The following is a 1,236-nucleotide window of genomic DNA, read 5'->3' on the forward strand; positions in this document are numbered from 1 at the left end:
GAATTGGGACCACGTGATATGGAGAATGGACAAGTTGTTCTTGTATCTCGTGTAAGTGGAGAAAAGAAAATCGTGCAACAAGCGAATTTTGTCGAAGAAGTGCAAAATTTACTTGCTGAGATTCATCAGCAGATGTATGATAAAGCCAAGCAGTTCCGTGACGAGCATTATATTGCCGTGGATTCTATTGATGAATTCAAAACTTTCCTTGAAACAAAACGTGGTTTTGCTTTAGCTGGATGGTGCGGTTCTAACGCATGCGAGGAACAAGTGAAGCAAGAAACAGGTGCGACAAGTCGTAATATTCCTTTCACACCTACAGAAACGAAGTCAACATGTCTGGTTTGCGGCGATGCTGCTAAACATACGGTCGTATTTGGCCGCAGTTACTAATTACTACTATAAGGGCAAATGGAGGCAAGTCATCCATTGCCCTTCGTATTTTTATGGGGAGGCTGTTCATGAGTAATTTGGCTGATAAACGGAATCGCTTTGAGCTTTTGATGCAGCAAGCGGAGATTCCAGCCGATGTCGTGCGATCATTTTTTACGGATGGCTATATCGATCAAGTAGAAATAAGTCGGAAGAATCGCGACTGGACTTTTTATTTGGTGAAAAATGAATTAGTGCCTCAGAACATTTACCGCTCTTTTTGTAAAATGATTCAAGAAAAATTCGCGCAAATCGCGAAGATTCGTTTTATTTGGAAGTTCGAAAAGGCGGAACCGGCTGCTTTGGTAGATGAATACTGGAGCTTATTTATGGAATGGCTGCAGCGCGAAGTGCCCTCCATTAACGGCTGGATGGCTAAAGCCAAATTTGAAGTACAAGGTCAATCCCTATCCCTTATTATGCTGGATGCGATCGGACTAGAGCTTGCCAAGAAGAAAAATATAGATGCATTTATTCGAGATTTTTTCCATAACTTTTTCCAGACGGATTTAACGGTTAAATATGCAATTAGCGATTCTGCCGATGTAGAAACGGAATACGAGAAGTTTGCCAAACAGCGCGAGCAAAGTGAGAAGACGATTACACAAGAAATCATGATGTCGATCGACATGGAGGAAGAAGAATCTTCTTTACCAGATGATTTGAAGCTCGTAATGGGATACGACATTAAGGAAGTACCGACTCCACTGAAGGATATTCGAGAAGAAGAGAAGAAAATTACAGTTCAAGGAACTGTTTTCGGACTAGATGTCAAAGAATTAAGAAACGGTAACACGTTGTTTA

Annotated in this window: 1 protein-coding gene and 1 pseudogene; both read left to right on the forward strand. The window is 41.2% G+C overall.

Annotated elements, in window-relative coordinates; all coding sequences use genetic code 11:
* Nucleotides 1–393 (forward strand): annotated as a pseudogene (locus tag AC1DUA_RS38275) (proline--tRNA ligase); the annotation flags it as partial.
* Between the two features lie 68 nt (nucleotides 394–461).
* Nucleotides 462–1,236 (forward strand): PolC-type DNA polymerase III N-terminal domain-containing protein (locus AC1DUA_RS38280; RefSeq protein WP_477504665.1); only part of this gene is annotated, 775 nt, incomplete at its 3' end.

The organism is Paenibacillus sp. 01T422, assembly GCF_056398785.1.